Origin of the sequence: Bradyrhizobium sp. NBAIM08 (genome assembly GCF_020193935.1) — a bacterium.
Lineage (GTDB): Bacteria > Pseudomonadota > Alphaproteobacteria > Rhizobiales > Xanthobacteraceae > Bradyrhizobium > Bradyrhizobium yuanmingense.
The window spans coordinates 1-449 of the sequence record NZ_JADYVR010000339.1; the positions used below are offsets into that span (position 1 = coordinate 1).

At 68.6% G+C, this 449-nt stretch carries 1 pseudogene; it reads left to right on the forward strand.

Annotated features, from left to right (window positions below):
• Positions 1 to 449 (forward strand): annotated as a pseudogene (locus I6F37_RS39800) (bifunctional uridylyltransferase/uridylyl-removing protein); the annotation flags it as partial.

Below are 449 nucleotides of genomic sequence, written 5' to 3' on the forward strand. Positions count from 1 at the left end.
GCCCGAAGAGCGGCTGACCTTCGACTTCCAGCCCGAGATCGCGCGGCGGATGCGCTATGCCGACCGGCCGGGCAAGTCGGCGGTCGAGCGCTTCATGCAGCATTATTTCCTGATGGCGAAGCAGGTCGGCGACCTCACCGGCATCTTCCTCGCCCATATCGACGAGACCTTCGCCGGGCTCGGGCGGCGCTTCGGCCTGCCGTTGCTGCGCCGCAAGCCGCGCAACCTCGACGGCTTCGTGCTCGATCGCGGCCGGCTCGCCATCCCCACGGACGATTTCTTCGCCGAGGATCCGGTCCGCCTGCTCCAGATGTTCGCGATCGCCGACCGGCATGGCGTCGAGATCCACCCGCTGGCGATGCGCGCGGCAGGGCGCGACGCGCGGCTGATCGACAATGGCGTGCGCCGCGATCCGCGCGCCAACGCCTTTTTCATGGACGTGCTGGCAT